Origin of the sequence: Jiangella ureilytica, assembly GCF_004348545.1 — a bacterium.
In the GTDB taxonomy this organism is placed as follows: domain Bacteria; phylum Actinomycetota; class Actinomycetes; order Jiangellales; family Jiangellaceae; genus Jiangella; species Jiangella ureilytica.
Genome location: NZ_SMKL01000024.1, coordinates 38,648 through 58,148, shown reverse-complemented (window position 1 = coordinate 58,148; position 19,501 = coordinate 38,648). Strand labels below are relative to the sequence as shown.

The 19,501-nt window shown below is 72.1% G+C and carries 23 protein-coding genes; 11 read left to right on the top strand and 12 right to left on the bottom strand.

The window, feature by feature from the left end; genetic code table 11:
- Positions 1–93: 93 nt before the first annotated feature.
- The gene (locus E1212_RS12765; RefSeq protein ID WP_131982949.1) at positions 94–1,188 is read right to left on the bottom strand and encodes a DUF4192 domain-containing protein; all 1,095 of its coding nucleotides are present in this window, start codon (positions 1,186–1,188) and stop codon (positions 94–96) included.
- Positions 1,189–1,323: 135 nt separating this feature from the next.
- Here E1212_RS12765 and E1212_RS12760 point away from each other — a divergent pair, with 135 nt between their 5' ends.
- The gene (locus E1212_RS12760) at positions 1,324–2,319 is read left to right on the top strand and encodes a DMT family transporter (protein WP_131982947.1); all 996 of its coding nucleotides are present in this window, start codon (positions 1,324–1,326) and stop codon (positions 2,317–2,319) included.
- A 9-nt stretch (positions 2,320–2,328) separates the two neighbouring features.
- Here E1212_RS12760 and E1212_RS12755 read toward each other — a convergent pair whose 3' ends face one another.
- From E1212_RS12755 to ctaC, 4 genes are all read right to left on the bottom strand, one after another.
- Entirely contained in the window at positions 2,329–2,535 is a 207-nt protein-coding gene (locus E1212_RS12755) for a hypothetical protein (protein ID WP_131982945.1), read from the bottom strand.
- Between the two features lie 135 nt (positions 2,536–2,670).
- Positions 2,671–3,063: a cytochrome c oxidase subunit 4 gene (locus E1212_RS12750; protein ID WP_131982943.1), complete on the bottom strand. Its 393-nt coding sequence runs from the start codon at positions 3,061–3,063 to the stop codon at positions 2,671–2,673.
- On the bottom strand, positions 3,060–4,790 hold the full coding sequence (ctaD, locus tag E1212_RS12745) for an aa3-type cytochrome oxidase subunit I (protein ID WP_238992336.1): 1,731 nt from the start codon (positions 4,788–4,790) through the stop codon (positions 3,060–3,062). The genes E1212_RS12750 and ctaD overlap by 4 nt, the downstream gene beginning before the upstream one ends.
- Positions 4,787–5,641: an aa3-type cytochrome oxidase subunit II gene (ctaC, locus tag E1212_RS12740; RefSeq protein ID WP_131982941.1), complete on the bottom strand. Its 855-nt coding sequence runs from the start codon at positions 5,639–5,641 to the stop codon at positions 4,787–4,789. The genes ctaD and ctaC overlap by 4 nt, the downstream gene beginning before the upstream one ends.
- Positions 5,642–5,771: 130 nt before the next feature.
- On the opposite strand from ctaC, the gene E1212_RS12735 reads away from it, so the two are divergent.
- Together E1212_RS12735 and E1212_RS12730 are read left to right on the top strand one after the other, a co-directional pair.
- Positions 5,772–6,944, top strand: a complete 1,173-nt coding sequence (locus E1212_RS12735; RefSeq protein WP_131982939.1) for a cysteine desulfurase family protein — start codon at positions 5,772–5,774, stop codon at positions 6,942–6,944.
- Between the two features lie 32 nt (positions 6,945–6,976).
- Positions 6,977–7,162: a sulfurtransferase TusA family protein gene (locus tag E1212_RS12730; RefSeq protein WP_131983008.1), complete on the top strand. Its 186-nt coding sequence runs from the start codon at positions 6,977–6,979 to the stop codon at positions 7,160–7,162.
- A 55-nt stretch (positions 7,163–7,217) separates the two neighbouring features.
- Here the strand turns inward: E1212_RS12730 and E1212_RS12725 are convergent, their stop codons facing one another.
- Both E1212_RS12725 and E1212_RS12720 read right to left on the bottom strand, forming a co-directional pair.
- Positions 7,218–7,565 (bottom strand): HesB/IscA family protein, encoded by a 348-nt coding sequence (locus tag E1212_RS12725; protein ID WP_131982937.1) that lies wholly within the window; start codon positions 7,563–7,565, stop codon positions 7,218–7,220.
- 87 nt (positions 7,566–7,652) lie between these two features.
- Complete coding sequence (locus E1212_RS12720; RefSeq protein ID WP_131982935.1) at positions 7,653–8,774, bottom strand: glycerate kinase family protein; 1,122 nt, start codon at positions 8,772–8,774, stop codon at positions 7,653–7,655.
- 247 nt (positions 8,775–9,021) lie between these two features.
- On the opposite strand from E1212_RS12720, the gene nagA reads away from it, so the two are divergent.
- From nagA to nadA, 5 genes are all read left to right on the top strand, one after another.
- A complete protein-coding gene (gene nagA / locus E1212_RS12715) occupies positions 9,022–10,260 on the top strand; it encodes an N-acetylglucosamine-6-phosphate deacetylase (protein ID WP_162605447.1) in 1,239 nt (412 codons plus the stop codon).
- Positions 10,257–10,952 carry a GntR family transcriptional regulator gene (locus E1212_RS12710; protein WP_131982931.1) on the top strand — a complete coding sequence of 232 codons (696 nt, stop codon included), beginning with the start codon at positions 10,257–10,259 and terminating at the stop codon, positions 10,950–10,952. The genes nagA and E1212_RS12710 overlap by 4 nt, the downstream gene beginning before the upstream one ends.
- Positions 10,953–10,959: 7 nt before the next feature.
- On the top strand, positions 10,960–11,730 hold the full coding sequence (locus tag E1212_RS12705; RefSeq protein ID WP_131982929.1) for a sulfite exporter TauE/SafE family protein: 771 nt from the start codon (positions 10,960–10,962) through the stop codon (positions 11,728–11,730).
- Positions 11,731–11,749: 19 nt separating this feature from the next.
- Positions 11,750–12,592, top strand: coding sequence for a GNAT family N-acetyltransferase (locus E1212_RS12700; protein WP_131982927.1), 843 nt, complete (start codon positions 11,750–11,752; stop codon positions 12,590–12,592).
- Between the two features lie 111 nt (positions 12,593–12,703).
- Positions 12,704–13,888 (top strand): quinolinate synthase NadA, encoded by a 1,185-nt coding sequence (gene nadA, locus E1212_RS12695; RefSeq protein ID WP_131982925.1) that lies wholly within the window; start codon positions 12,704–12,706, stop codon positions 13,886–13,888.
- Positions 13,889–13,964: 76 nt separating this feature from the next.
- Here the strand turns inward: nadA and pspAB are convergent, their stop codons facing one another.
- The 4 genes from pspAB to E1212_RS12675 all read right to left on the bottom strand — a co-directional run bounded on the left by pspAB (position 13,965) and on the right by E1212_RS12675 (position 16,638).
- Positions 13,965–14,531: a PspA-associated protein PspAB gene (gene pspAB, locus E1212_RS12690; RefSeq protein WP_131982923.1), complete on the bottom strand. Its 567-nt coding sequence runs from the start codon at positions 14,529–14,531 to the stop codon at positions 13,965–13,967.
- A 4-nt stretch (positions 14,532–14,535) separates the two neighbouring features.
- On the bottom strand, positions 14,536–15,438 hold the full coding sequence (gene htpX, locus E1212_RS12685) for a zinc metalloprotease HtpX (protein ID WP_131982921.1): 903 nt from the start codon (positions 15,436–15,438) through the stop codon (positions 14,536–14,538).
- Positions 15,439–15,571: 133 nt separating this feature from the next.
- On the bottom strand, positions 15,572–15,865 hold the full coding sequence (pspAA, locus tag E1212_RS12680) for a PspA-associated protein PspAA (RefSeq protein WP_131982919.1): 294 nt from the start codon (positions 15,863–15,865) through the stop codon (positions 15,572–15,574).
- Positions 15,862–16,638 carry a PspA/IM30 family protein gene (locus E1212_RS12675; protein WP_203416802.1) on the bottom strand — a complete coding sequence of 259 codons (777 nt, stop codon included), beginning with the start codon at positions 16,636–16,638 and terminating at the stop codon, positions 15,862–15,864. The genes pspAA and E1212_RS12675 overlap by 4 nt, the downstream gene beginning before the upstream one ends.
- A 140-nt stretch (positions 16,639–16,778) precedes the next feature.
- Here E1212_RS12675 and E1212_RS12670 point away from each other — a divergent pair, with 140 nt between their 5' ends.
- The 3 genes from E1212_RS12670 to E1212_RS12660 all read left to right on the top strand — a co-directional run bounded on the left by E1212_RS12670 (position 16,779) and on the right by E1212_RS12660 (position 19,021).
- Entirely contained in the window at positions 16,779–17,366 is a 588-nt protein-coding gene (locus tag E1212_RS12670; protein ID WP_131982915.1) for a DUF3043 domain-containing protein, read from the top strand.
- On the top strand, positions 17,363–17,866 hold the full coding sequence (locus tag E1212_RS12665) for a GNAT family N-acetyltransferase (protein ID WP_238992334.1): 504 nt from the start codon (positions 17,363–17,365) through the stop codon (positions 17,864–17,866). Before E1212_RS12670 ends, E1212_RS12665 begins: the two co-directional genes overlap by 4 nt.
- A 153-nt stretch (positions 17,867–18,019) precedes the next feature.
- Positions 18,020–19,021 (top strand): aldo/keto reductase family protein, encoded by a 1,002-nt coding sequence (locus tag E1212_RS12660; RefSeq protein WP_131982913.1) that lies wholly within the window; start codon positions 18,020–18,022, stop codon positions 19,019–19,021.
- 89 nt (positions 19,022–19,110) lie between these two features.
- On the opposite strand, the gene E1212_RS12655 is transcribed toward E1212_RS12660, so the two are convergent.
- On the bottom strand, positions 19,111–19,332 hold the full coding sequence (locus E1212_RS12655) for a hypothetical protein (protein WP_131982911.1): 222 nt from the start codon (positions 19,330–19,332) through the stop codon (positions 19,111–19,113).
- Positions 19,333–19,501: the final 169 nt, after the last annotated feature.

Sequence of the window (19,501 nt, the reverse complement as noted above, 5' to 3'; positions counted from 1 at the left end):
CCCGCGCCGGTGCCGGTGCCGGCGCGGGCGCGGGTGCGGGCGCTCGATCATGGCGCTCTCATGATCGTCATGGCAGCGACAACAGCGCCATGGTCACGGCTGACGGGGAACGCCGCTCACCTCCCTGCGGGCGCTGGACGCCGCGGCGCGGGTCATGGCGGTGATGTGGTCGGGGGTGACCTGGCCGTCGAGGCAGTAGCGCAGCAGCATGGCCATGGTGTGCCCCGGGTCGACGGCCAGGACGCGGTCGAGCGCGACGTTCGCGACGGCGCCGTCGCCCTGCTGGTAGGCGACCCAGGCCAGGACCGTGCAGACGGGCGTCGACCGCGCGTCGGGCGTGCGCCGGGCCAGCGCGGTCAGCAGGCTCAGCCAGGCCGCCGGATCGGGTGTCTGGAGCGCCACGAACCGGTCGCGCACCGGCAGGTCGGCCGCGCCGAGGCACATCCGGGCGACGTCGTCGTCGGAGAGGTCGAGCCGGCCCTCGGCGGACTGCGTCAGCAGCACCCTCGCCAGGGCCAGGGTCCGCCCGCGGACGGCCTCGGCGCCGTCGGCACGCGCCTCGGCGGCCAGCTCGCGGTCGACCCGCTCGAAGACCCGCAGCAGCGCCTCCTCGTCCGCGCCGGTGGGCCCGCGCACGGCGTCCTCGAGCTCGCGCCGCGACGACAGCGTGCGCCGTCCCTGCAGCGCCGCCCGCGCCGCGACGTCAGCCGCGGTGCCGGTGCCGGAGTCGGGCAACGCGACACCGCCGGGCGGGCAGCACCCCGGATGGTCGCAGTCGTAGGTCCACCACCGCCCGTCGTCGACGTACGCGGTGCCCAGGACCTGGACCGGGCCGCCGGCCAGGTGGTCGAGGATGTGCGCGATCAGCCCCGCACGCGGCAGCCCGCCTGCGCGGTCGTCGGGCGGGTGGCCCGGAGCGTCCGGCTCTGCGCCGTAGCAGAGCAGGATGACGGCGTCGGGAGGGTGGTGCTCGATGCGCTGCGCCAGGTCGGCCGCGTAGTCCTTCTCGTGCTCGGGTGCGGGCAGGTCGAGGCGCATGATCATGCCGGTGCGCCGCTTCTCCAGGTCGACGCAGACGACGACGAGGCTGGAATGCGGGTGGAAGCCGATGAGGTGCGGTACCGCGGCCAGGAGGTCGCCCGGCCCGCCCGCCGTCGCCGCGCCGCTGAGGTGTTCGCGTATCGTCATGGAGGCGACACTCCCCCGCCCGGCCGCCCGGCTCAACCGCCGATCGCCGAAATGTGGACAACTGCCGTCGCCGGATGATGCTGTGGACGACGTGCTCCGAGCGGAGCGCGTCGTGAGGGGCAAAGGAGGCCCGGGTTGTCCCGTCGAGGGTGGATTCTCTTCGTCGCGCTGGGGATCATCTGGGGCATCCCCTATCTGCTCATCAAGGTGGCCGTCGAGGAGCTGTCCCCGGCCGCGATCGTGCTGGCTCGGACGGCCATCGGCGCGGCCCTGTTGCTGCCGCTCGCCGCCCGGAAGGGCTATCTGCGCCCGCTGGTCCCCTACTGGCGGCCGCTGCTCGCCTTCACCCTCATCGAGGTCTGCATCCCCTGGTATCTCCTCGGGTACGCCGAGCAGGAGCTCACCAGCTCGCTCACCGGCCTGCTCGTCGCCGCCGTGCCGCTGGTCGGCGCGGTGCTGGTGTGGGTCATGGGCACCGAGCAGCGACCGGGCGGGCGGCGGCTGGCCGGCCTGCTGGTCGGGTTCGCCGGCGTCGCCGCGCTGGTCGGCTTCGACGTCGAGGCGAGCAGCCCGGCGCCGGTCCTCGCCGTCGCGGGGACCGCCGTCTGCTACGCCGTCGGGCCGATCATCCTGTCGCGCTGGCTCTCGCACCTGCCCGGCCTCGGGGTCATGGCCGCGTCGCTGACGGTGTCGGCCGTCCTGTACCTGCCGCTGGGCCTGGTGCAGTGGCCCGGAGAGCCGCTGTCGAGCGAGGTCTGGCTCAGCATCACCGGCTTGGGCGTGGTGTGCACGGTAGCGGCGTTCCTGGTGTTCTTCGCCCTGGTCGCCGAGGTCGGGCCGAGCCGCTCCACCGTCATCACCTATGTCAACCCGGCGGTCGCGCTGGTGCTCGGCGTCCTCGTGCTGGACGAGCGGTTCACCGTCTTCACCGCCCTCGGGTTCGGTTTCATCCTGTTCGGCTCGGTGCTGGCGACCTCGAAGGACAAGGAGCCCGAGCCGGTGCCGGCCATCGCGTCGCCGGCCGGGTCGACGACGGCGACGGCGCCGGTCCCGGCCGCACAGGGCCATGGTCACCGCGACGCGCTCGACGTCAGCTGCGACGACATCGCGCGCCCGGTCGCCGAGCCATGACAGTCGGCGTCAGCCCCGCCGCTCGCCCGTCGTGACCAGCGCCGGGTCGCCGTCGCGACTGCGCATCAGCACGATCCGCTCGTCGAGCCACCGGTCGATCGACTCCGCCGTGCGCAGGGCGTAGGCGGGATCGTCGTTGTCGCCACGGCGTTCGACCAGCTTGCGCAGGGTGTCGTCCACGCGCCGGATCTTCGCCGTCAGAGGCTGAGCCATCATCGCGACCTCCTCCGAGGATGTCTGTGGCATCTGACACCCCAGAGGTAACCGGATCGGCCGCCTCGAAACCTCATCGAGGCACATCGCCCGCGGACCCAGCGGGCCCACGGGCGATGTGCGTCGATCAGAGAGCGATCAGTGGGCGTACTCGCCCCGGTAGTACTCGAACACCCAGCCGACCGCGGCCATGGCGGCCAGCGCGACCCCGATGATGAAGATGAACCAGGCGAACACGAGGCCGATGAACACCATCGACACCGCGCCGGCGGCGGCCAGCGGCCACCACGAGTGCGGGCTGTAGAAGCCGTACTCGCCGGCCAGCTCCTCGACCTCGCCGTCGCGGTCCTCGGGCCGCGGCGGGAAGCGCCGCGACAGCAGCAGGAAGTAGAACGCGATCATGGCGCCGAGGCCGAACGTCAGCACGAGCGCCGTCGTGCCGGTGGGGTCCTCGGACATGAACCAGTACACCGGCGTGACGCCCGCGAAGAAGACCGTCACGATGGCGAAGATCATGCCTTCGATCTTCACTTGTCCTCCTCCGGGCCGGCGACGTCAGCGGGCCCGAGCGTCTGTGTGAGTGGCCCGGCCTTGGCCGGTTTGCCCTCGGCCATGGCCGCGACCTCGGGGTACTTGAGGTCGAAGGCCGGCCGCTCGCTGCGCACCCGCGGCAGCGAGGTGAAGTTGTGCCGCGGCGGCGGGCAGGACGTGGCCCACTCCAGCGAGTTGCCGAAGCCCCACGGGTCGTCGACCTGCACCTTCGGCGCGAGCCGGGTCTGCCACACGTTCCACAGGAACGGCAGCGTCGACGCGGCCAGCACGAAGGCGAACACCGACGAGAACTGGTTCAGGAACGTGAACCCGTCGCCCGGCTCGTAGTCGGAGTAGCGCCGCGGGAAGCCCTCGACGCCCAGCCAGTGCTGCACCATGAACGTGCCGTGGAAGCCGATGAACAGCAGCCAGAAGTGCACCTTGCCGAGGCGCTCGTCGAGCATGCGGCCGGTGAACTTGGGCCACCAGAAGTAGAACCCTGCGAACATCGCGAACACGACCGTGCCGAACACCACGTAGTGGAAGTGCGCCACCACGAAGTAGGTGTCGGACACGTGGAAGTCCAGCGGCGGCGACGCCAGGATGATGCCCGTGAGGCCGCCGAACAGGAACGTCACGAGGAAGCCGATGGAGAACAGCATCGGTGTCTCGAACGTCAGCGACCCTCGCCACATGGTGCCGATCCAGGCGAAGAACTTCAGCCCGGTCGGGATGGCGATGAGCATGGTCATGGCCGCGAAGAACGGCAGGTTCACCGCCCCGGTGACGAACATGTGGTGCGCCCACACCGCCACGGACAGGCCGGCGATGGACAGCGTCGCGAACACCAGGCCCTTGTAACCGAAGATCGGCTTGCGGCTGAAGACCGGGATGACCTCGGTGATGATGCCGAAGAACGGCAACGCGATGATGTAGACCTCGGGATGGCCGAAGAACCAGAACAGGTGCTGCCAGAGGACCGCACCACCCGCCGTCGGATCATAGATGTGGGTGCCGAGGTTGCGGTCGGCGAACATCGCGAACAGCGCCGCCGCCAGCAGCGGGAACGCGATCAGCACCAGGACGCTGGTGACGAAGATGTTCCAGGTGAAGATCGGCATCCGGAACATCGTGACGCCGGGCGCGCGCATGCACACGATGGTCGTGATGAAGTTGACGGCGCCGAAGATGGTGCCGAAACCGCTCATCGCCAGGCCCGCGACCCAGAGGTCGCCACCGACGTTCGGACTGTAGACGGTGTTGTGCAGCGGCGCGTAGGCGAACCAGCCGAAGTCCGCGGCACCGCCCGGCGTGATGAAGCCCGCGCAGACGATGAGCCCGCCGAACAGGAACAGGTAGAAGCTGAACATGTTCAGCCGCGGGAACGCGACGTCGGGAGCGCCGATCTGCAGCGGCACGATGACGTTGCCGAAGCCGATGAACAGCGGCGTCGCGAACAGCAGCAGCATGATCGTGCCGTGCATGGTGAACAGCTGGTTGTACATCTCGTCGCTGACGACCTGACGGCCGGGCGAGAACAGCTCGGCCCGGATGAACAGCGCCAGCACGCCGCCGAACAGGAAGAACCCGAACGACGCGATCAGATACATGTAGCCGATGATCTTGTGGTCGGTGGACGTCATCCACCGGACGACCACGTTGCCCTTGCGCTTGGGCAGCGTGACGGCGGCTTCCGCCGCGGCGGTCCGCTCCAGATATGTGGTCACTCGTGGTCACCCCCCGTGTTCTCGTCGTCCAGGACCTCGTCGTCGTAGGCGCCGCGGATGGGCGGCTCGATGATGGTGTCCTGGCCGGCCTCGCGCAGGGCGTCGATGTGGTCCTGGTACTCCTGCTCGGACACCACCTCGACGTTGAACAGCATCGACTGGTGGTAGGCGCCGCACAGCTCCGCGCAGCGGCCGACGTAGCTGCCCTCGCGGTCAGGGGTGACCTGGAACGCGTTGGGGTGGCCCGGGATGACGTCCATCTTCATGTAGAACGCCGGGATCCAGAAGGAGTGGATGACGTCGGGCGACATGAGGTCGAACCGGACCGTCTGGCCCACCGGGAGGTACAGCGTCGGGCGGTCGTTGATGGTGCCGATGTCGTGCGCCTCTTCGTCCATGTAGTTGAACGTCCAGGACCACTGCTGGCCGATGACGCCGATGGTGACGTCGGGGTCGTCGGACAGCTCGGTGATCTTCTCCTGGTGGTCGGCCGTGAACCAGAACAGCGGCACGATGACGAACAGCGGGGCGACCGTGTAGAGGAACTCGATCGGGATGTTGAACCGCGTCTGCTTCGGCAGCTCGTCGTCGCGCCGGCGGTAGGCGATGACCGCCCAGATGATCAGGCCCCACACCAGGACGCCGACGGCGAACGCGGCGACCCAGGCGCCGACCCACAGGTTGCCGATCAGCGGCGTCTCCTCTGTGGCCGGCTCCGGGAGCGCCAGGCGCGACCAGTCGTCGCGCTGCTGTGCCGAGCAACCAGCCAGCACGATCAGCGTGCCGAGAAGGAGTACGGCGGCGGTCGCCGCCCGGCGACGCGCCGGGCGGACCCTGCCAGACTGACTCACGAGGCGCCCTTCTCTTTCGACCCGCTCGCCCGGGCGGGCGGTTGGCAACCGGCACCGTGGCGAGAGCAAACTTCTCCTGTCGCGCCCAACCCTAGCGGTAGCCGTCCGCCGTCATTCCGGGAGGTACACGATGAGCACGCGCGGCGTGTCGGCCTCGTCCGACGGGTACTTCGACGCCGCGTCGACGGAGCCCTTGCACCCCGCGGCGCGCGAGGTGCTGCTGGCCGCCGCCGACGAGGGCTGGGCCGATCCGGCGCGGCTGTACGGCTCGGCCCGCCGGGCCCGCATGCTGCTGGACAACGCCCGCGAGGTCGTCGCCGCGGTCGTCGGCGCCCGTCCCGACGAGGTGTCGTTCACGGCCAGCGGAACGCAGGCGATCCAGCTGGGGATGCTGGGGACGGCCGCGGCCCGACGGCGTGAGGCCGGCGATCCGCGGGTGGTCGCCGTCTCCGCCGTCGAGCACTCCGCGGTGCTGCAGTCGGCGGCGCACCTGGCCCGGCACGAGGGGGCCCGGACGGTGGAGGTCGGCGTCGACCGCGACGGCCGGGTCGACCCCGCGGCGTTCGCCGCCGCCGTCGCCGACGACACCGTCCTGGCCTGTCTGCAGGCCGCCAACCACGAGGTGGGCACCGTCCAGCCGGTCGACGAGGTGGCCGCGCACTGCGCCGGCCGGGGCGTCCCGTTGCTGGTCGACGCCGCACAGGCGGCCGGGCGGGTCCCGCTGCCGGCCGGCTGGTCGGTGCTGACGGCGAGCGCGCACAAGTGGGGCGGGCCCGCCGGCGTCGGCGTCCTCGCCGTACGCAGGAACGTGCGCTGGCGCTCCCCGCTCCCCGGGGACGAGCGCGAGGGCGGCCGCGTGCCCGGCTTCGAGAACGTGCCCGCCGCGCTGGCCGCCGCCGCGGCGCTGCGGGCCCGCTGGGAGGAGGCCGACGCCGTCGCCGCCCGGCAGCGCGAGCTCGTCGACCACATCCGCGCCCGCGTCCCGGAGCTGCTGGCCGACGTCGACGTCGTGGGGCACCCGACGTTGCGGCTGCCGCACCTGGTGACGTTCTCGTGCCTCTACGTCGACGGTGAGGCACTGGTCACGGAGCTGGACCGGGCCGGGTTCGCGATCTCGAGCGGCTCGTCCTGCACGTCGAGCACGCTGCGGCCCAGCCACGTGCTGGCCGCCATGGGGGCGCTCACGCACGGCAACGTCCGCGTGTCGCTGACCAGTGACGCCACCCGCGACGACGTCGACCGCCTCCTCGTCGCCGTCGCCGACGTGGTGACCCGGCTGCGCGCCGGGCTGGGGGCGCTGTGAGCGACGCCACGCCGGTGCTCGACTGCCGCGGGATGCGCTGCCCGCTGCCGATCATCGAGCTGGCCAGGCACATCGGCGAGGCCGAGGTCGGCGCGCTGGTGACGGTGCTGGCCGACGACCCCGCCGCGGCGTCGGACGTGCCGGCGTGGTGTCGCATGCGCGGCCACGAGTACCTGGGCGCCGACGGCGACGCCTACACCGTCCGCCGGCGGCACTGACAGCACGAAGGCTCCCGTCCCCGGCGAGGGGACGAGAGCCTTGGTGAGCGACCGCTCAGTGGAAGGAGTCGCCGCAGGCGCATGAGCCGCCGGCGTTGGGGTTGTCGATGGTGAACCCCTGCTTCTCGATGGAGTCGACGAAGTCGATGGTGGCTCCGCCGAGGTACGGGGCGCTCATGCGGTCGACGACGACGTTGACGCCGCCGAAGACCTTGACGACGTCGCCGTCGAGGGAGCGCTCGTCGAAGAACAGCTGGTAACGCAAGCCCGAGCAGCCGCCGGGCTGAACGGCGATGCGCAGCGCCAGGTCGTCGCGGCCCTCCTGGTCGAGCAGCGCCTTGACCTTGGATGCCGCGCCGTCAGTCAGCACGACACCGTCGGCGACCTGTTCCTGAACCGTCATCTCGTTCTCCTGCTTCGAGGTCGGACTACGTCTCCACGCTACAACGCGACCCGGCAGAAGGACATTCCTTCCGCGTCACACATCTCGTCAGCGGCTCCAGGTGCGCGCCACGCGCTCGGCGACGGCGGCGAGGCTCTCGCGCGGCCGGCCGAACGACTCCTCGGTGCCGACGATGTCGACCATGGCGTACGCGGCCTCGATGCCGTTGGCGCGCAGCTCGCGGTTGCCGACCTGGACGGCGCCTGCGACGGCGATGCACGGGCGCAGCGCCGGACCGGCCAGCGCCGCCAGCCCCGACACGACCTTGCCGCTCATGGACTGCCAGTCCAGTTTGCCCTCGCCCGTGATGACGAGGTCGACGCCGGCGACGAGGTCGGACAGTCCGACGGCGCCGGCGACGGTGTCGAAGCCGGGCTCGCGCACGCCGCCGAGCAGCAGCAGCGCGTAGCCCAGCCCGCCTGCGGCGCCGGCCCCGCGGTGGTCGGCGACCCGGCGGTCGGCGAGGTCGGCGAACGTCGCCAGCGCCCCGTCGGCCGCCAGCTTGGCGCCGTCGTCGACGATGCCCTTCTGCGGGCCGAACACGTTGGTGGCGCCGCGCAGGCCGAGCAGCGGGTTGTCGACGTCGGACGCCGCCACCAGCGCCACGCCGTCGAGCCTGGCCAGGGCCGGCGCGAGGTCGAGATCGGTGAGCCCGGCCAGCGCGTCGGACCCGCCGAGCAGCGCGCCCTCGGGCTTCGCCACCGCGCCCAGCGCCGCGAGCAGCCCGGCGCCGCCGTCGTTGGTGCCCGATCCGCCCAGCCCGACGACCACGCGCCGCGCCCCGGCGTCGACGGCGTGCGCGACCAGCTCGCCGACGCCGTACGTGGACGCCCGCGCGGCCGAACCGGGCAACGGCGTGCGGCCGTCGTCGCCGAGCGGCAGCAGCGCCAGCCCGCAGGCCTGCGCGGACTCGATGAACGCGGTGTCGCCGGCCAGCAGGAACGTGGCCGGGACGGGCTCACCGAGCGGCCCGGCGACGGTGGCGGCGAGCAGCTCGCCGCCGAGGCTGGAGTGCAGGACGTCGACGAAGCCGGGACCGCCGTCGGCCATGGGCACGGCCACGACGTCGTCGCCGGGTGCGCTGCGCCGCCAGCCCTCGGCGATGGCGTCGGCGGCCTCGACCGCGGTGAGCGTTCCGGCGAACTTGTCCGGTGCAACCAGGATCCGCATGGTCCGAGTGTGCCGTATGTCGCACACCGGTCACGGCGCCGTCCATGCTGCGGCCCGAACGCAGCGGCCGTCTTGACTCGACGGTTCTGCATCCTGTATGCATTCGTACTATGACCTGGATAGTTGCTCACAAGGCACGGGTGGCACTCCAGGCGGCGACCATCCGGCTCCTCGGCCGGTTACCCGAGCCTCCGCGACGGGTATCGTCCGTGCACGACATGTCCGCCGCGCGGGTGGGGGGTGCACCGTGACCGCGTCCAGCAGCCGGCGGACGCCCGGAACCCGGCCGCCGCGCACCGCGCTCACCGGCGGCATCCTGCTGTGGGCCGACGGCCGCCTCGAGCCCGGCTCCGTCGTGTTCGGCGACGGCGTCATCCAGACCATCGCCGCCGGCGAGGTCCCGGCCGGCACCGACCCGTCCGACGCGGTCCGGGTCGACATCGTGCACGACGCCACCGGCTGCATCGTCGCGCCGGGATTCGTCGACACCCACGTGCACGGCGGCCTGGGCGCCAACTTCATGGCCGCCGACGCCGCCGCCGGCATCCGCATCTCCCGCTGGCTTGCGGCCGGCGGCGTCACGTCCTGCCTGGCCACCACGTCCGGCGCGAGCGCCGACCAGCTGCACCGGTCGCTCGACGGGCTGGCCGGCCTGCGCGGCCGCCTGGCCGGGGGTCACGGCGTCGACCTGGTGGGCATCCACGCCGAAGGGCCGTTCCTCGACCCGTCGCACCGCGGCGTCCACCGTCCCGAGCACCTCCGGCTGCCGTCGCCCGAGGCCGTCGACGCCCTGCTCGAGGCCGGAGACGGCGCCGTCAAGGTCGTGACGCTGGCGCCGGAGCTGCCCGACGGCATGGATGCCGTCGCCCGGCTCGCCGAGGCCGGCGTGCACCCGTCGCTGGGCCACTCGGGCGCGTCGTTCCAGCAGGCCGAGGCGGCCGTCCGGCGTGGTCTGAACCGCGCCACGCACCTGTTCAACGCGCTGCCGCCCATGCACCACCGCTCCCCCGGGCCCGTTCCTGCGCTGCTCGCCGACCCGCGGGTGCGCTGCGAGATCGTCGGCGACGGCGTCCACGTCGCCCCGGAGATGGTGCGCTTCGCCGTCGGCGTCGCCGGCTGGGAGCGGATCATGCTCGTCAGCGACGGCTCCGACGTGTCCGGCCTGCAGCCCGGCCGGCAGACGCGCTGGGACGGCACCGAGGTCGAGGTCACCGAGGACGGGGCGCGGACCCTCACCGGCGCCGTGGCCGGCGGCGTCGACCGGCTGTGCGACGCGGTGCGCACCGTCGTCCGCCTCGGTGGCGTCGAGACGGCCGACGCACTGCGCATGGCGTCCGCCGTCCCGGCGGAGTCGCTGGACCTCACCGACCGCGGCCGGCTGATCCCCGGCCAGCACGCCGACCTGGTCGTGCTCGACGCCGAGCTGCGGGTCCGCACCACCTATGTCAGGGGCGAGATCGTCTACGACCGCGAGGAGACGGCGTGAGCCTGGCCGACCGGACCCGGACCAGGGGGACGCCGGGGTGGCGGCCCATCGCGCGCGGCGGCCCGCTGCGCGACCGGGTGCGCTCCGAGCTCGAGCAGCTGATCATCTACGGCGTGCTGGCGCCGGGCGAGCACCTGCGCGAGGAGACGCTGGCCGAGCGGCTGCAGGTGAGCCGCCAGCCGGTGCGCGAGGCGCTGCAGATGCTGGCCCGCAGCCACTTCGTCGAGCTGCGCTCCGGCCGCGGCGCGTTCGTGCACGAACCGACCCGCCGCGAGGTCGACGAGGTGTTCCACCTGCGCACGCTGCTCGAGGCCGAGAGCGCCCGGCTCGCCGCGCAGCGGATGGACGCCGAGACGCTGCGGGCCATGGCCGGCATCTGCGCCGACGGCTTCGCCGCCCTCGATCGCGACGACAAGCGCGAGCTCGTCGGCCTCAACCGGCTGTTCCACCAGCTGGTCACCGACACCGCCGGCAGCCAGGTGCTGGCCGAGACACTGGCCGGCCTGCAGGTGCGCATCGACTGGTACCTCGCGTCGATCATCCTCGACCGCGCGCCGGCGTCGTGGCGGCAGCACCAGGACGTCTACGAGGCCATGGCCGCATCCGACCCGGACCGCGCCGCCGCGCTCATGGCCGAGCACGTCGACCACACCCGCCGCCTGCTCGACGAGACCTACGGACCCGCCGAGTGAGCGCCGGGTGAACGGCGTCGAGCTGGTCGTCGTCGCGGCCGCCGGGTTGCTCGCCGGCATCGTCAACGCGGTCGCCGGCGGCGGGGCGATGCTGGCCTTCCCGGTCCTGGTCTGGATGGGGCTGCCGCCGCTGACCGCCAACGTCACCAAGGCCGCCGGGCTGCTGCCGGGATACGCGTCGAGCGCGTTCACCTACCGGGCCCAGCTGCGCGGGGTGTCGCGGCGCCGGCTGGCCGTGTCGGGCGCGGTGTCGCTGGTCGGCGCCGGGCTGGGCTGCGTCCTGCTGCTGCTCCCGCCGCCGGGCGTCTTCGAGACGGTGGTGCCGTTCCTGCTGGTCGGCAGCTGTGTGCTGATCGTCGTGCAGCCGCGGTTGTCGCGGGCGCTGGCGGCCCGCGGCGCCGCGGCCTCGCCGGAGCGCGACGGCCGGCCGGGCGTCGCGGAGGGCGGGGTGTTCGCCGCGGGGGCGTACGGCGCCTACTTCGGCGCGGGCCTGGGCATCCTGCTGTTCGCCGTGCTGGCGCTCGTCCACCCGTCGAAGCTGCAGCAGGCCAACGCGCTCAAGGTGTTCCTGTCGTTCCTGATCAGCGCGCTGTCCGTGGCGGTGTTCGCGGTGTTCGGGCCGGTCGACTGGTCGGTGGCGGTGGTGCTGGCGGCGTTCAGCCTGGCCGGCGGCATCATCGGCGCCCGGATCGCGCAGCGGCTGTCCGACCGCGGGCTGCGGCTGGCCGTGCTCGGCGTGGGGGTCGCCTGTGCCACCTGGCTGCTGATCGACCTGTGATCTCTGGGACGGTGGAGGCATGCGGATCCGGCCGATGCGACCCGAGGACGTCGACGCGGTGGAGCGGCTGACGGCACTCGCCTACCCCGCCGACCGCACCGGCGACCACCGCCGCCGCTGGCGCGAGCAGGCCGCGCACCTGCTCGGCACCGACCCGGGTGGCTGCTGGGTCGCCGACGAGGCCGGCGGCGCCGGTCCCGTCGCCGGCGTCGCGATCTCGCTGCGCCGGGACCTGCTGTGGATCCTGTCCTCCTACGCCGTCCACCCCGGCCACCAGGGCCGGGGCATCGGCACCGCGCTGCTCCAGGCCGCCGTCGGCTACGGCGCCGGCTGCCTGCGCGGCATGCTGACGTCGCTGCCCGACCACCAGGCGCTGCGGCGCTACCGCCGGGCCGGGTTCACGCTGTACCCGACCATGCGGCTCACCGGCGTGGTCGACCGGTCCGCCCTGCCCGCCGTCGACGGTGTCCGCCTCGGCACCGCGGCCGACTTCGACCTGGTCGACTCCGTGGACCGCCGGGTCCGCGGCGCCACGCACCGGCCCGACAACGCGCACGTCCTCGGCTACAGCACGCTGCTGGTCTGCGACCTGCTGACCGGCACCGGCTACGCCTGCGTCGCGCCGTGGGGCGTCACCCGGCTGGCCGCGACCAACCGGGCCGTGGCGCAGCGGCTGCTCTGGGCCGCGCTGGCGCGTTCGGCGCCCGGGTCGGCCGTCGACGTGCGCAATCTCACATCGGACCAGGAGTGGGCCATCGACGTCGGCCTCGCCGCTGGTCTGCGCATCGACCAGGACTCCTACCTGGCGTTACGCCACATGCGCCCGCCCGCGCCGTACGTCCCGTCCACCGGATTCGGTTGACGGCGTGGGACGATTGTGAGGACGGCGTGTGTTGTCACCAGCGCCGAGGCGACGCGGTCGCACGCCCACACCCAGGTTGGCGCCGACTGCCGGAGAGAGGGCTGACGAGCCGTGACCGTGACCCAGACCCCGTCGACACCCGTCCCGTTGCTCCTGCTGGGCCGGAACGCCGACCCCACCAGCGAGCGTGGCGTGGAGTGTCCCGGTGACCTGCCCGCCGCCAGCGACCCCGACCTGGTCGAGCGCGCCCGCAGGGCCCGCGAGGCCCTGGGCGACCGCGTGTTCGTCCTGGGGCACCACTACCAGCGCGACGAGGTCATCCAGTTCGCCGACGTCACCGGCGACTCCTTCAAGCTGGCCCGCGACGCCGCCGCCCGCCCCGACGCGGAGTTCATCGTCTTCTGCGGCGTGCACTTCATGGCCGAGTCGGCCGACATCCTCACCGGCGACCACCAGCAGGTGATCCTGCCCGACCTCGCCGCCGGCTGCTCCATGGCCGACATGGCCCGCATCCTGCAGGTCGAGGACGCGTGGGCGCGGCTCGAAGAGGCCGGCGTCGCGTCGAGCACCGTGCCGATCACCTACATGAACTCGTCGGCCGACATCAAGTCGTTCTGCGGGCGCAACGGCGGCGCCGTCTGCACGTCGAGCAACGCCAGGCAGGCTCTCGAGTGGGCGTTCGAGAAGGGCGAGAAGGTGCTGTTCCTGCCCGACCAGCACCTGGGCCGCAACACCGCCGTTCTGCAGCTGGGCCTGTCGCTCGACGACTGCGTGGTCATCGACCCGCACAAGCCGGGCTTCGGCGTCACCGACGAGGAGCTGCGCGCGGCCACCATGCTGCTGTGGAAGGGCCACTGCTCGGTGCACGGCCGGTTCAGCGCCGAGTCCGTGGCCGACGTCCGGGCCCGCATCCCCGGCGTCAACGTGCTGGTCCACCCCGAGTGCCAGCACGAGGTCGTCGTCGGCGCCGACTACGTCGGGTCGACCGAGTACATCATCAAGGCCATCGCCGAGGCGCCGGCCGGCTCGGCCTGGGCCGTCGGCACCGAGCTCAACCTGGTCAAGCGGCTGGCCGCCGAGCACCCCGACAAGACGGTCGTCTTCCTCGACAAGACGGTGTGCTTCTGCGCGACGATGAACCGCATCGACCTCCCGCACCTGGTCTGGACGCTGGAGAGCCTGGTCGAGGGCCGCGTGGTCAACCGCATCGAGGTCGACGACGACACCGCCCGTTGGGCCGGGGTCGCCCTCGACCGCATGCTCGCACTGCCCGGCAGCGGCGCCGTCAAGGACTGACCCCTCGCGTCCACGCGCGAGCGCCCCTCGTCCGTCCCGGGGCGAGGGGAGCTTCCGGCAGCGGCGGCACCTCGGGTCAGACGCCGGGGGCGCCCCAGACGGGGAACCAGCGGGTGACGTCGGGCTCGATGGGGAGGTCGCCACCGACCAGGGCGCGCACCTGCAGCTCCAGCGCGTTGTCGCGGTCCTGCCGCTGCGCGTCCAGGGGCGCGAACGGGTAGAACGTGCCGCGCTTGTAGAGGTAGACCAGCGCCAGCCCGCGGCCGTCCTCGGAGCGCAGCCCGATGGTCGTGCACAGCAGCGACGGCCCGAAGCCGGCCTCTTCGAGCGTGGAGTTCACCGCGTGGAGGTCGGTGCACAGCTCGGACATCTGCTCCGGCTGCCGCTTCACGACCAGCCAGGTGTAGCCGTAGGCGTCGTGCACCTCTTCGGGCTCGGAGCCGCCGAGCAGCGTGGTGACGTCGGCCTTGAGCCGGGCGAACGGGCCGCCCTCGGCCTGGCGGAAGCACACCGCGCCGACCCCGCTGGGATGCATCTGGGCCGACGCCTCCAGGGTCAGCGCCGCCGTGGGCAGCGCGAACAGGGCGTCGAGGTTGGGCTGGACCTGCTTGGACCGACCGAAGAGGGCGTCGAGGAGACCCACGGATTCACTCCCGGCCCAGCTCGACGGAGATGCGGCTGAGCTGCTCGAGCCGCTTCTCCAGCGGCGGGTGCGAGGCGAAGAGGGACGCGATGTCGACCTTGCCGGTGAGGGCCGGGACGAAGAAGAACGCGTTGTACGGCTCGGCGGCGCGCAGATCTTTCTTCGGGATGCGGCCCATGTCGCCGGAGATCTTCGTCAGCGCGCTGGCCAGGGCCGACGGCTGACCGGTGAGGATGGCGCCGGCGCGGTCGGCGGCCAGCTCGCGATAGCGCGAGAGCAGCCGGGTCAGCACGAAGCTGACGCCGTAGACCACGGCCGCCACGACCGTGACGATGAGCACCATGATGGCGGCGTTGTTGTTGCCGCCGCGGTTGTTGCCCAGGCCGGACCAGAGCAGCATCTTGGTCAGGAACCCGGCCAGCACGCCCACCACCGAGGCCACCGTCATGACCAGCACGTCGCGGTGTGCGACGTGCGAGAGCTCGTGCGAGAGGACGGCCTCGAGCTCGCGCTCGTCGAGCCGGCGCAGGACGCCGGTGGTGACGGCGACGACGGCGCGGTCGGGGCTGCGGCCGGCCGCGAACGCGTTGGGGATGTCGGTGTCGGCGATGGCGACCCGCGGCTTCGGCATGTCGGCCAGAGCGCACAACCGGTCGATCATGGCGTGCAGCTCGGGCGCCTCGGCTGGCGACACCTCGCGGGCGCCCATACCGCTCAGCGCGAGCTTGTCGGAGAAGTACCACTGGCCCCACAGGACACCCAGGCCGATGAGCACGCCGAGCCAGACGGCGCCCGTGCCGTACGAGATGGCGCCGATCAACACGACGTAGAGCAGGGCCAAGACGATCATCGTCAGGCCCATCCGGAACGAGAGACCCCGGTCCGGGGCGAACCTCGAGCGAGCCAACGCTGTTCCCTTCCTACCTGCGGCGAGTGACACCGCTCCTACTGGTGGAACGCGCCGCCCGCGGCCGCCGTTCCCGTCGCCGCCGGGAGAGCCGCCACGTGACCCGCCCGGCGACGCAGGACAGCAGCACGGGTCACGTGACCGGCGGCTCCGACGGGACGAGGCCCTCGTCGGTGAGCAGCTCGCGCACCTCGTCGATGTGCGCCTCGTCGTAGGGGAGGACGAGGTCGCTGTCGACCAGCGCGTCGTCGGCGACCGGCGAGCCGGCCCGTCGGACCTCGGCGAGCAGGGCGCCCAGTGCGGCGCGGAAGGTGTCGTCGTCGCCGCCCTCGATGGCCTCGCCCAGCACGTCGTCGAGACGGTTGAGCTCGGTCAGGTGGGTGTCGTCGACCTCGAACTGCCCCTCACCCATGATGCGGATGATCACAGCTGGCCCTCCTCGCGCTGCCGCTGCGGCTCGGCCGACTCGGCGGCCGGGGCCGCACCGTTGCCCTCGAGCTGCTTCGGCGGCTCGGCGCCACCGGTGATCTCCTGCTTCATCCGCGACAGCTCCAGCTCGACGTCGCTGGTGGACGCGAGGCGGTCGAGCTCGAGCGTGATGTCGTCCTTGGACGTGCCGGTGGGGTCGTCGAGAGCGCCCGACGCCAGCAGCTCGTCGATGGCACCCGCCCGCGCCTGCATGTTCGCCGTCTTGTCCTCGGCGCGCTGGACGGCCAGGCCGACGTCGCTCATCTCTTCGGAGATGCCGCTGAACGCCTCGCCGATGCGCGTCTGGGCCTCGGCGGCGGTGTAGCTGGCCTTGATCGTCTCCTTCTTCGTGCGGAAGGACTCGACCTTGGCCTGCAGCCGCTGGGCGGCGAGGGTGAGCTTCTCCTCCTCGCCCTGCAGCGACTGGTGCTGAGTCTGCAGGTCGGTGATCTGGTTCTGCAGCCCGGACCGGCGGGTGAGGGCCTCGCGGGCGAGATCCTCGCGGCCCAGGGACAGCGCCTTCTGCGCCTGCTCCTGCAGCTTGCCCGACTGCGACTGCAGCTGGGTCATCTGGACCTCGATGCGCTTGCGGCTGGTGGCGACGTCGGCCACGCCCCGGCGCACCTTCTGAAGCAGTTCGAGCTGCTTCTTGTAGGAGTAGTCGAGCGTCTCCCGGGGGTCCTCGGCGCGGTCGAGCGCCTTCTCGGCCTTCGCCCGGAAGATCATGGACATTCGCTGGAGGATCCCCATGAGGCCAGGTATCCCTTTCTCGAGCTGGTGGCACTGCCAAGCACAGTGTTTCCATCCAACCCTACGGCGTAGGTGGCTCGGCGTGGCAGGGCCGGTGGGAATACTGTCCTACCCTTGTCAACGTGTTCCGTCGCCGAACTTCTCCCGAGACCGCTGACGTCCCCGCCGCCGAGGTCGCGGACGCCCCCGGCCGCGCCGGTGGCAAGGGCCGTCCCACGCCCAAGCGCTCCGAGGCACAGAAGGCCCGCAAGCAGCGGGTCCGGCCCGCGCTGAACCGCCGCGAGGCCATGCGGCGCGAGCGCGAGCGCATGCGCGCCGAACGCGTCAAGACCCGCGAGGCGCTGAACACCGGCGACGGACGCCACCTCCCCGCGCGCGACCAGGGCGAGGTGCGGATGTTCATCCGCAACTACGTCGACTCCCGGCGCACGGTGGCGGAGTTCTTCCTGCCGATCATCCTGATCATCCTGCTCACCAGCCTCATCGGCATCGCCGCCGTCCAGGTCGTGTCCACCATCGTCTGGCTCGCCGCGATGATCCTGCTCATCCTCGACTTGACGATGCTCGGGGTCCGGGTGAAGCGTGAGGTGCGCAAGCGCTTCCCCGACGACCCCGGGAAGGGACACGTGCTGTACGCCATCACCCGCGCCACCCAGCTGCGCCGGCTCCGCCTCCCCAAGCCTCAGGTCAAGCCCGGGACGCTCGTGTGAGCACGGCGCCCACGGCCGACCGCGACGACACCGGCCTGTTCATCCGCGCGCTGCGCTACGCCGACCCCGTCGTGCGGGCGCTCGAGAGCGAGCTGCAGCTCGAGTACGCGGAGCGCTACGGCGACCCCGACGTCGGGCCCATCGCGCCCGAGGACTTCACCCCGCCCGAGGGCCAGTTCCTCGTCGGGTTCGTCGGCAACGAGCCGGTGGCCACCGGCGGTTTCCGCCGCCACGACGACGGCGTCGCCGAGATCAAGCGCATGTACGTGGCGCACGAGCACCGTGGCGGCGGCCACGCCCGCCGGCTGCTGGCCGAGCTCGAGGCGCAGGCCGTCAAGGCCGGATACCGCCGGGTCGTCCTCGAGACCGGCCTCAAGCAGCCCGAGGCCATGGCGCTGTACCAGTCCAGCGGGTACGTCCCCACTGAGCCCTACGGCTACTACAGCGACGCCGAGTTCAGCCGGTTCTTCACCAAGGACCTGGTCCTCCCCGAAGGGTGATGCACCACCGTTCGGCGATGGGACCCAAGGTCCCCTGAGTCCTCGGTTCGTTCTCGGCCGTTGTCTCACCCGGCATCGAGGCGATGGTCCGACATCTGACGTCTGGGGCCCCTCCTCGCGAGCCGCCGCGGCCGGACCGATAGATTCTCGTGCATGGACTTTCGCAGCCTCGGCCGGTCCGGCCTCAAGATCAGTGAGATCGCGTACGGCAACTGGATCACGCACGGCTCCCAGGTGCAGGACGACACCGCCGTCGCCTGCGTCCGCGCGGCGCTCGACGCCGGCATCACCACGTTCGACACCGCCGACGTCTACGCGGGCGGCCGCGCCGAGGAGGTCCTCGGCCGGGCGCTGGCCGGCATCCGGCGTGAGTCGCTCGAGATCTTCACGAAGGTGTTCTGGCCCGTCGGCCATGACGGCGCCAACGACCGCGGCCTGTCGCGCAAGCACATCCACGAGTCGATCGACAGCTCCCTGCGCCGCCTCGGCGTCGACTACGTCGACCTCTACCAGGCGCACCGCTACGACGCGAGCACCCCGCTCGAGGAGACGATGGAGGCGTTCGCCGACCTCGTCCGCTCCGGCAAGGCCCTCTACATCGGCGTCTCGGAGTGGACCGGCGAGCAGATCCGCCAGGGCCACGCCCTCGCGCGCGAGCTGCGCATCCCGTTCGTCTCCAACCAGCCCGAGTACTCCATGCTCTGGCGAGTCATCGAGTCCGACGTCGTGCCGGCCTCGGAAGAGGTGGGGGTCTCGCAGATCGTCTTCTCGCCCATCGCCCAGGGCGTGCTCACCGGCAAGTACCAGCCGGGCCAGGGGGCGCCCGAGGGCTCCCGCGGCGCGCTGACGTCAGGCGGCTCCGACATCACCCGGCGCTGGCTCACCGACGACGTCCTCGGCCGCGTGCAGCGGCTGCAGCCGCTCGCCGAGCAGGCCGGGCTCTCGCTCGCCCAGCTCGCGGTGGCGTGGGTGCTGCAGAACCGCAACGTCGCGGCCGCCATCGTCGGCGCCTCGCGGCCGGAGCAGGTCACCGAGAACGTCAAGGCCAGTGGGGTCACGCTCGACGCGGATCTGCTGACGGCGATCGACGACGTGCTGGGCGACGCCGTCGTGCGCGACCCGGCCGAGACCGCCAAGAGGTCGCCCAAGTACTGACGGCAGTCACAGGGCTCGCACGCGCGGCGGGCCGGTCTACACCGGACCGGCCCGCCGCACCGCGGCCGCCGGCCCGGCGGCCTCCGCCGTCAGTCCGGCGGCTTGAGGCTCATCGGGCCGTAGACGTCCCGGCCGTCCTCGACCAGCACCACCGAGTCGACGCCGGCCTCGACCAGCCCGCGCCAGTGCTCTCCCAGCCAGCTCTCGGCGTCGGACTGCGTCGGGAAGCCGGCCTCCGAGCGCCCCGCGCCGTCGTCGACACCCGACGCGTTACCGCCGTCCGGCGCCAGGAACCGCCATGTCCAGCTCATCTTCGCCTCCCGATCTACGCCGTTCACTCCGCCCGACAGTACGGTCCGCCGCCCGCGCAACGGCGCCCGGCCCGCTGTTGCCCACGTCACACGAAGAATTCTCCGCCGGCCCGCGTCATAACCCGCGGCCCGCTCTGTCTTGACGGGTACAAGGGTGCGTCGTTGCCGC